The following is a 9,099-nucleotide window of genomic DNA, read 5'->3' as shown; positions in this document are numbered from 1 at the left end:
AACTTGTCGGAGAGCTCGATCTCCTTGGCGACGGTGACGCCGTCCTTGGTGATGCGCGGAGCCCCAAAGCTCTTTTCCAGCACCACGTTGCGGCCCTTGGGACCGAGGGTAACCTTCACCGCATTGGCGAGAATGTCGACGCCACGCAGCATGCGATCGCGAGCGTCAGAAGAGAATTTTACGTCTTTGGCAGCCATGAGCTAACCTCCTGTGTTTTCGTATCTGGTCGGGTCCGAGCTGTTTTAGGCGGCCTTCTGCGCTTCAGCAGACTGCTCGATCACGCCCATGATGTCGGATTCGTTCATGATCAGGAGATCCTGACCGTCGATCCGCACCTCTGTGCCGGACCACTTGCCGAACAGGACGCGGTCACCGGCCTTCACGTCGAGGGCAGCAACCTTGCCGCTCTCGTCACGGGCGCCGGGGCCGACGGCGACGATCTCGCCCTCTTGCGGCTTCTCCTTGGCGGTGTCCGGGATGATGATGCCGCCGGCCGTCTTCTCTTCGGCTTTGATGCGGCGGACGACAACGCGGTCGTGCAGCGGACGGAATGTCATTTTGTTTCCTCCTGGTGTCAGCGATAGCGTGCACTCAATTGGGTTGAGTAGCAGGGTTAGCACTCCACCCGTGAGAGTGCTAACGGGAGATAATCATGTCGCAAGCAGGGCGCAAGCTCATCCTTTTGGAGAAGCTGATCTTGGGCGAACCGTAACCGTGTAAGCGGCGTTGAACCTCTGAGGCGCTCAATCCGCCTCAGCAGCGAGGTTCAGCCGTGTTGAGTTTCGAAAGCGTCGAAGAGGTCTGTGAGAGCAAGAGCATTACCCTTGTCATTCATCCCGCCGTCCGTCGCGCCGTGAGAGGCTACGAGGAGAGCTTCTATATTGGCCTCCGCTGTTTTCTGAAGGGTGAATCCGACGGGATATTTTTCCTGCCTCTGCAGGACGGTGGATATGTTCGGCTACTTTTCTCGCAACGTCACTCATCCGGAGGGCACCCGATCCTGAGAGTTGACCCTATCGCTCCTGACGGGCTACTGCGGATCAAGAGCGCTTTACACCACCCCCTACTTTAGCGACACAAGTGTAACCACCGAACACCATCGCAGGAGCACCGCAGATGCTGGTTGGCGACCCTCGCGTGCCAAACCGGTGTCTTACATGCGCCACAACTCAGTGCGGAGATCACCGCCTCACATTAGTTGATTAGCTGCTCGGCCTTAGGCCGAGTGACTCGTCGCCCATGAGATGCTGAATTTCCCCAAGGAACTAAAAGTGTGGCAGCTGCGTGGGCAGTATCGATTGTAACCTGCCACTTCTTATAAGAGCCATCTGGTTGGCAGCGCCTGAGGGCCCACCTAGGCCGCGATGGCCTCATAAATCAGGCCGCTCTCGCGCAGGCAGACGACTCGCCGGCGACGCTCCTCTTGCTCTGCTGCTAGAAGCTTACGCATGTCCACATGATCCATCTCGCTGAACTGGATCGCAGATTTCAGGAGCACCCAAGCCGGATCAGTAATAGGTCCTGAGCCTTAGTCTTCGTAGGTGCCGCCATACCGTAAACTGGTGACATGGATCTGATTGCGCAGTTGACCGATGCGCTGGCCCTCGGAACTTACCTTGATACCTTTCGGGCTCAGTTGATGCAGGCACAGCCGCTGCCCTGCGGCATTGGCTAAGGCTTTCCGGCGCACCAGTGCGAGACCCAGGACAGCTTGTCAGGGTAGTAGCGGGATCATGGGCAATGGCGAGGCGATCTCCGGCGCCTCCTCCTGCGGCAGGGTGAGGGTCCACAGCACTCGCGCAATCGGCGCCGACGCTCGACCTCATTCGGCGCCATCATCGGATACTTAGGCGGCAGCCCCCACTTCTGGCGGTAGGCTTTTGGGTCGAGGCCGAGTTTGCTTAGATGATCGTAGAGGTCCTTATAGGGCTGGCCGTCCTCGAGCGAGATGATAGCATCCGGCAACACCGCGCCCGGAACAGCAGGGCCTGAGGGCGCACCGTTGGGGAAGCGCGCCGGGACTGGCGCGATCTCATCCAATAGGTGACCCAGGCGGCGTCGGACCTGATCAGGAGCAGTGGGGCTATTCGGGTGCGACAGGATCAGGGCGAACCGGACGCTAAGGCGGACGATGTCCTCAAAGGTAAGAAAGGGTCGTGTGGTCATGATAATTGCTTTGAATGTTTGAAGGAGGGCTCGCCGATGCGGTCGCGGCCGATCGCTCAGCCCCGCTGAGGGTCGTGAGCGCGGAACGACCTGGTGCTCTCCGCGAGCCCGCTATGTGGTGAATGGGCCGGGACGCTTGCTAGTAGTGCTGGTCAGTCCTGCGGTTCCCGGCTGTAACCACTGTCTCGATCGGCTCAACACCGATTTCGTCACCGGCCATCACCAGCCGGATGTGCGTGACGCCCGTCTCGCGACATTGTGCGAGGTGATGGTCGAGAGCGACGCGGCGGTGCTTGAATGCCAGGGCCGAGACACCGAGTGCCGATGTCATGGCGCAAGCCAGTACCTCGGAGGCGAGACCATCCCCCGCCAGGATCAACCCATGCGCGGCTACCTGCTGTTCCAGGCGATGCCGGCACGCGCGGGCAAGGTCATGCATGCTCATGCCCTCGAGGCAGAAGACGGCATAGATACGTCGTAGGAGATGCGCCGGTATACCCTCGTCCGACATAATCTTGAGGCAGGCCAGATGCCGTTGATCGGCCGACAGGTCGTCCCGGCCGATCTGGCCGAGCCGATCCTGCGCGACAGCAGTCGTCAGCAGGAAGATCGCCGCATCGGTCGGGATCTGGATCCCAGAAGGATCGAGAATGACGCCTCTACGCCAGCAGGCGACCAAGCGCTCGATCACCTCGGGCTTAGCCTGTTCGATCCGGTCGAGGACGATGACGGAATGCGGTGCTCTCATGAGCTGGTGTTGCAGCGAGCCCGGCAATGGACCCAATGGCCCAGACCTAAATAGCCGTGCAGCGCTCAAATCGGGATCGGCGAGGTTGTAAAGGCCCCAGTCGTAACCAAGGACGTCGGAAAGTGCATGAGCGATTGCATCTTTCTCGTGAGCAATCTCAGGACCGGCAAGGAGGAAGACAGCGGTGGGTCGGGCGGGCTGAGTGAGCGTGAGCCGCTCGCGCAGCTCGGCCGCCAAGGCGATAAGCGTTGCGTCATACCCGATCACGGCGCCCCTGAGGGCGTCTGCGATCGTGGCGGCGGAGGGCGCCGGCGTCACCGGCATACCTCTGGGAAGAGTTGTCGTCATGAATGTAGTCCAGACTGAATGAAGAACACCGATGTCATCGGCGTCGGGTCGAAATATTTCGAGGAGAATGATTGTTGATGATTGTCCGGGGTGCCGTTGTTCTTTTCGGGATTTGAGGTGTGTCGCCTTTCGCCATCACAATTATGTTGTTGTTGGTTCTCGTCTGAGTTCTTGATCTGCAATCTGACCCTCCTCAGGCTAGGTCCTCTTTGTCTTCCCCGGGATTTTGCTGCTCCTTTCCTTGATGAGGATCCTTCCAGTTTTCTGTGTTTCTTTGGCATCCGGACGAACATGCAGAATCGCGCCTCCGGTGCAGTGTGCGCAGCGTGGTAGCTCTTCCACCGCAGTCTGGTCGGGGTGAGCGACGGCGAGATTGCGGATGGAGCTGCCTTCAGAGCCCATGTAATCATCGACGCTGTTGATTCCTCATACGTTTAAGCTTGAAGTGAGCCTTGCCGTATGAGGCAGAGGCCCTCGAACCGCCCATTAGGGAGCGGGACTCTTGTTCTCGCGATACTGTTGACTGTCAGCATACCGAGCCCCGCCAAGCTTTTGTTCCGGCCTTTACAAGGAGGCGGCGGTTCCAGAAAAGCGTGGGATTGCATTCGGAAACACCACTGACTGCGATCCGAGCCGCCGCAGGTTCTGCCTGAATGCGCAGGGTCTCGTGTTGGGATCAGAGTCGAAACCACCAGAGAATATCTGCATGGAGCAGGCGACAGCAGACTGAGCGAGGACCGGGAATATGCTCATAACCAAGCGAGCACCAAACCTGTCGTCCTGCGCATCAGTAGCGAAGATGGCGAAAGGCATCGCCTCTGAGCTGCAGATGCAGCTTTTCATATAAGGATTAATCGGTTCACTTGATCACTGCAGAACTGGTTCAGCTCTCTGCTCAAGATCTCCTGTCCTCACGGCGCTCAGACACTCTCGGGTGTCTTCCATGGAATGAACGAGACGAAATGAAAGGTAATGAACAGCATGCTCAGTGATTTCTGCACAGCGATGCGCATCTCCTCTGGCTCTTTGGTTCTAACGTCATAGATCAGAGCGCAGCTCTGCCCCGTTTGGTCGGCTCGGGTCTCCGCCCACATCAGCTCGATTTCCAGGTGCCCGGGAGTATGCGTCACCACATAGCCGCCGATTCGGTGCGAGGCAGGTACGTTGAGAGTCAACATTGTTTGCTTCGCCTCCCCTTCCAAGTTGACATCGCCGATGTTGGCGGCATGCCCTTTCGTGCCAGGTTCGCGACTTCGAAAGATACCTGTGAACGAGATGCGGGAGCTGGGTGCCACGGGAACGAGGTCAATCAGCCGACGGGCATCTCCTGTGGGAAAGGTTGGCCCTTTGGCTAAGAGGCGGTCCAGGATAGCATGCGCCTCTAGGCGGGCGCTCAGATCAAGTCGTTGTTCATTCATAAAGGTATGGCAGGTCAGTGATGGGCCGCGAGCCGTCAGACCGTGGCAATGCAACCCAAGGATGAGAGGATCCGATCCTGGGCTGGTGTGCTCAGGTCAGACGGTTCACTTCAGGGATTTTTTCTTTTTGTCCCTCAAAACAAACATTCTCGTCCACCTTTGGCCAAGCACTTCCTGTCGCTGCCAAATACTTCGTTAGAGAATCCTTTATGTACGATCGGACCGCGGATGATATGGCGATCTCCACCACAGGGCGTCTCATCGACTTGTCGAAATTGCGGCACACCGTCGGAGTGCCACCCCGGGTTAGTAACAGGTAAGCATCTCGGAAAGGTTGCGCGTTTCCCAACGGGACCTGCTGGCGATCAACGCCACGCTAGCCAAGAATGTCTCGGATGACCTGACGGTTACCGATGCAAGAGGTGCGATGCAGGCGCTCGATGTTCCGACATAGGCGGGGTAGATGACATAGAGGCCTGTATTGTCACTCCCGCTGGTCCATAGGGCCGGCGCGGATGAATCTAGTTCCAAGTCGTCCAGATCGGAAGGATCGGAGGACAAACGGCGGATAACTAACCTTTTGACAAGAAGTCTGTGGTTGCCCCCGAGGGATTGCGGCACCGAGCGGTCTCTCATGATATGGGAACACCACCTCAGTTCAGGACATACCTTTGGCTAAGATCGCGTTGATTTCCGATCTTCATCTTGAGGAGCGCAAGGATCCGTCCCCGCTCGGTATCCCATCGGGCATGTTCCAGGTCTATGGCAGCTTCTCGCTTCCCCGTGAGATCGACGCTGACGTTATGGTGATCGCCGGCGACACGCATCCCGATCCTGAGATCCGGCGCCAAGTGCTTACAAAGATCGAGGATGAGCTTGGCCTGCCTGTCATCCACGTCAATGGAAACCACGATTACTATGGGGCTTCCTTCCCGAATGATCGAGGCGAGCTGATCACGATGGGTGGGATCCGGTTCGCGGTTGCCACGCTCTGGACCTATCTGGATGACATCGGCCGACATGAGGCCGCTCGCTTCCCGGATTTTGTGAAGATCCAGGACGCGACCGTCGACAAGTGGAACAACCTGCACTTTGCCCAGGTCGCGTTCCTGGAGCAGGCGGTGGCGGACGTCATCGTCACGCACCATACCCCCTTCTCGGGCTCAGTTCATGAGGACTTCCATGGCGATGCCTTGAATGCCTTCTTCGTGAACAACCTCGATCCGCAACGCTTTCCCAAGACCCGGCTTTGGCTTCACGGTCACGTACACACCCAATTCGACTATCTCGTCTCGGCTGGGAACCATCCGATACGCGTGGTCTGCAATCCTCTGGGCTATCCGATGGCCCGGGTCCGACGGCGGGTTGGGATCAAGATTGTCGAGATTGACGTGTAGGTGGTCGTTCTCCCGTCGTCGCGAGGAGGCGCTTGAGCTTCTCATTGGAAGTCGAGGGCTCCTTCGGCCGCGCGGACGACCTCTTCAATGTGTTTTGACCGCAGCCGGTCGATCGGTGCGGTGTTGCTGGTGTACAGATTGGGCGTGACCAGCCACTCCCACGCCTCCTCTTGAGAAGGAAAATATCCGACAACCCGATCCAACCCTTCAATCGGCCGGGACCGATCAAACTGGCGCGCCGGGTAGATGAACTCGTTGGCTTCGTTCCGGAAGGCGATGGCTGTGGCTGCAGCCCTCCAGCCCTCGAGTGTTGCGACTGGGATGCCGAGCGTTGCTGCCATGTCGTCAGTTTCAAGGAGCTCGGATGCCGCCCAGTCTGTCGAGTCATCATCAACCGTAATCTCATCCAGGCGCGCTTTACCCTTCTCTAGCGAGATCAACGGGCCGAGGCCTGAGCCATGGATGACGTGGACCTTTCCGGCATTGCGCAGCGTATTCATAGGGCTGGAGCCGTGTTTCGCGTTCTGGATGGCGGCAAAGAGATCCTCGGACAGGTCCCCAATCTTTTGGGCTTCCCGCTTGGCGTATGCTTCGAGTTCTGAGATGAGCATCGCCAGCATGCCAATCGCCTGTGGCCCTTCGACGTCAGCTGAGGGCGTGTCGCCGACAAACAGGATCTCCGCCGGCTGCAGCCGCAGCCGGTCGCAGACTAGGTTGAAGATTGCGGGATCCGGTTTCACCAGCCCAACTTCGTAGGAGAGGATCACGGCATCCGGGGTATCCGGCAGGGCGGAGAGAAGCGGTGGGCCATACGGAAGCGCCAAATTGGAACAGACGCCAATCCGCAGACCTCGTTCCCGCAGGGATTGCCAGATTGCTGCGATGCCAGGTCGTAGCCGTACAGATACGCATTCGGCCTGCAGATCCCTTTCCAGCTCTGTCAGGCCGCCCTCCCCGAGTTCATGGCTGACACTTGCCGCAACCTCCCGAAGGTTGAGAGGCCTCGTCAGAACCTCCTCGGCTGTAATAGTCTTAATGCCTCCCCGTAGCAGGGCACGAAACGGCCGGCGCTTGTCAGTGATCTCCACCAGTGTCCCGAAGGCGTCAAAGCAGATGGCTTGGATCACGCGGGCCTCCTGGCTTATCGCAGTTTCGACGGAGCGCAGACCCTATCAGTCTTCGAGCCGTCTCTCAAATTCAAGATCACTACGATGGAGGGTTCAGTCTCGTATCGAGCGCAAACCGCTCTTGCGATCTCAGTTGATAGGCACCCTGCGCCGTGGTGCTTTCGAAAATCAGGTTCCAGCTGTGCTTCGAGACAGCACTCGGAATGAGAATGAATTTGTGCTGGGCCAACAGGTCATCGCCAAACTGCTGCTGCCCTGCCCCCGGAATACCGGAATGAAGCCAGTTCGGATTGGGAATGTTGGCAACGTCCACAACGTGAACATCCGCTGGATCGGTGATTATCAACGCTGTGAGAATGTGCGGGACCGTGTCGAGCACATGGAATGTCTTGTGAACCGCCACCTCAAGGATGGCGGTCGAAGGATCTATCGAGCAATAGACTGCCCGATGAACGCCCTTTCGGTTCCATCGGCCGCCCGTCCTGAATGATCCTTCGCCACTGTCCCAAGTCGCGGCATGCTTCTGTTGATCGAGGCGCCAGGCAACAAGCTCTGTCCCACCCAGTGCACCGGGGAGAGGGATCACACATAGACCCCATATTCGAGCTGCTCCAGGAAGGTCTCCACGAGTTCGGTTCCTGCCGAGGTCGCCAGCAGATCGACCGGCCGATGACCATCGAGCCCCATGGCCGGGCGCTCCAGCCACCGTTCGGCTTCTTCCTGCGAGCCAAAAACCTCTGTGGCTTTGGCGAGGATCTCCGCAAACTTCCAGGCGCGGCTGCTCTGCTCGGTGCTCAGCAGCCTGGTTGGGTCGTCCTTCCGACGTTGAAACGTTCGCAGGCTCATCCCCAGCGCCTTTTCAAAGGCCCCGGTCTTCTGCAGGTCACGAAGATGCCCAGCCAGCACCAGCAAGGCCGATGCAGGGATTCCCTCCAGGATCAGCTTGTGGGCGTCGATCTGGTTGTTGACGGGCTTCTTCAGGGTGGCAGGGCCTCCCAGAAAGCTCGCCACGCGGGCAACTTCCGCTACCTCAGCCATAAACCAATTCTCCAATGACAGTTGTCGCTGTCAATATGACATCTGTCGCCAGGAGTTCAAGGGGACCGAACAAGATCGTAAGGGCAACACCCTCCTCCCCGCTATCCACAGTCCCGCGCTTGAACCTCGCGTTGACTCTCCCCGTTGGTTTGTGTTCCTGTTTTGTTCCATTTTGTCGCAGGAGGGAGGTGAGCTTGACCGATGGCCACCCGGCGCGAAGTCATCGACGACTTACGTCGCCAAGTCGAGAGGCTCGGCGGAGCTCATGGCTCACGCAAGTCCCTGCCCTTTGGCGTCCCGGCGCTGGACCGGCACCTGCCCGGGAGAGGGCTTACCCTCGGATCTCTGCACGAGGTGATCGAGGAAGGGCCCGCCTCGGAATTTGCCGGAACCGCCGCGTTCTTCGCAGCCGGGATTGCTGCTCGCCTCAAGGGACCGGTGCTCTGGTGCCTGACCCGGCGCGATCTGTTTGCGCCGGGCCTCATGCAGGTTGGCCTGCATCCGGATCGTGTCATCTACGCCGAGACTTGCCGTGATGCCGACGTCCTGCCCCTCATTGAAGAGGGCCTTCATCAGAAAGGCCTCGGTGCCGTCGTCGGTGAAGTCTCCCAGCTCGGCCTTACCGCCTCGCGTCGCCTGCAGGTGGCCGCGGAGGGTTCAGGCGTTCCCGCCCTGATCATCCGACGCTGGTGGACGGTTGCCCAAAAGGACTTGACCAAGCTTCCCACCGCTGCCTCGACGCGATGGCGCGTGTCGCCGGTCCCGTCAGAGGTTGTTCCTGCTGGCGGCCTTAAACGCGGCCGCTGGCAGGTTGAACTCGTGCGCTGCCGGGGTGCGGAACCCCGTTCCTGGATTTT

At 58.9% G+C, this 9,099-nt stretch carries 11 protein-coding genes; 2 read left to right on the top strand and 9 right to left on the bottom strand.

Annotated elements, in window-relative coordinates:
• The 6 genes from KBI52_RS03565 to KBI52_RS03540 form a co-directional block, all read right to left on the bottom strand.
• Positions 1 to 197, bottom strand: a 197-nt coding sequence (locus tag KBI52_RS03565) for a TCP-1/cpn60 chaperonin family protein (RefSeq protein WP_305797872.1), incomplete at its 3' end; no start/stop codon positions are given.
• Between the two features lie 45 nt (positions 198 to 242).
• Positions 243 to 557 (bottom strand): co-chaperone GroES, encoded by a 315-nt coding sequence (gene groES / locus KBI52_RS03560; protein WP_210805361.1) that lies wholly within the window; start codon positions 555 to 557, stop codon positions 243 to 245.
• Positions 558 to 1,731: 1,174 nt separating this feature from the next.
• Positions 1,732 to 2,166: a MucR family transcriptional regulator gene (locus KBI52_RS33900; RefSeq protein WP_210805359.1), complete on the bottom strand. Its 435-nt coding sequence runs from the start codon at positions 2,164 to 2,166 to the stop codon at positions 1,732 to 1,734.
• Between the two features lie 139 nt (positions 2,167 to 2,305).
• Positions 2,306 to 3,151 (bottom strand): AAA family ATPase, encoded by an 846-nt coding sequence (locus KBI52_RS03550; protein WP_210805357.1) that lies wholly within the window; start codon positions 3,149 to 3,151, stop codon positions 2,306 to 2,308.
• 107 nt (positions 3,152 to 3,258) lie between these two features.
• Complete coding sequence (locus tag KBI52_RS03545; RefSeq protein ID WP_210805355.1) at positions 3,259 to 3,444, bottom strand: hypothetical protein; 186 nt, start codon at positions 3,442 to 3,444, stop codon at positions 3,259 to 3,261.
• Positions 3,445 to 4,182: 738 nt separating this feature from the next.
• Positions 4,183 to 4,680 (bottom strand): hypothetical protein, encoded by a 498-nt coding sequence (locus KBI52_RS03540; RefSeq protein ID WP_210805353.1) that lies wholly within the window; start codon positions 4,678 to 4,680, stop codon positions 4,183 to 4,185.
• A gap of 671 nt (positions 4,681 to 5,351) precedes the next feature.
• Between KBI52_RS03540 and KBI52_RS03535 the strand changes: the two genes are divergently transcribed.
• The gene (locus tag KBI52_RS03535; RefSeq protein ID WP_210805351.1) at positions 5,352 to 6,077 is read left to right on the top strand and encodes a metallophosphoesterase; all 726 of its coding nucleotides are present in this window, start codon (positions 5,352 to 5,354) and stop codon (positions 6,075 to 6,077) included.
• 41 nt (positions 6,078 to 6,118) lie between these two features.
• Here KBI52_RS03535 and KBI52_RS03530 read toward each other — a convergent pair whose 3' ends face one another.
• The 3 genes from KBI52_RS03530 to KBI52_RS03520 all read right to left on the bottom strand — a co-directional run bounded on the left by KBI52_RS03530 (position 6,119) and on the right by KBI52_RS03520 (position 8,242).
• A complete protein-coding gene (locus KBI52_RS03530; RefSeq protein ID WP_210805348.1) occupies positions 6,119 to 7,204 on the bottom strand; it encodes an HAD family hydrolase in 1,086 nt (361 codons plus the stop codon).
• A 79-nt stretch (positions 7,205 to 7,283) separates the two neighbouring features.
• Entirely contained in the window at positions 7,284 to 7,790 is a 507-nt protein-coding gene (locus KBI52_RS03525) for an RES family NAD+ phosphorylase (RefSeq protein ID WP_210805346.1), read from the bottom strand.
• Positions 7,787 to 8,242 (bottom strand): antitoxin Xre/MbcA/ParS toxin-binding domain-containing protein, encoded by a 456-nt coding sequence (locus KBI52_RS03520; protein ID WP_210805344.1) that lies wholly within the window; start codon positions 8,240 to 8,242, stop codon positions 7,787 to 7,789. The genes KBI52_RS03525 and KBI52_RS03520 overlap by 4 nt, the downstream gene beginning before the upstream one ends.
• Positions 8,243 to 8,443: 201 nt before the next feature.
• Between KBI52_RS03520 and KBI52_RS03515 the strand changes: the two genes are divergently transcribed.
• The coding region (locus KBI52_RS03515) for an ImuA family protein (RefSeq protein WP_210805342.1) at positions 8,444 to 9,099 on the top strand (656 nt) is incomplete at its 3' end.

This window comes from Microvirga sp. HBU67558 (genome assembly GCF_018069605.1).
Taxonomy (GTDB): Bacteria; Pseudomonadota; Alphaproteobacteria; order Rhizobiales; family Beijerinckiaceae; genus Microvirga; species Microvirga terrae.
Note: the sequence above shows the minus strand (reverse complement) of the source record. Positions and strands in the feature narration are given on the sequence as shown.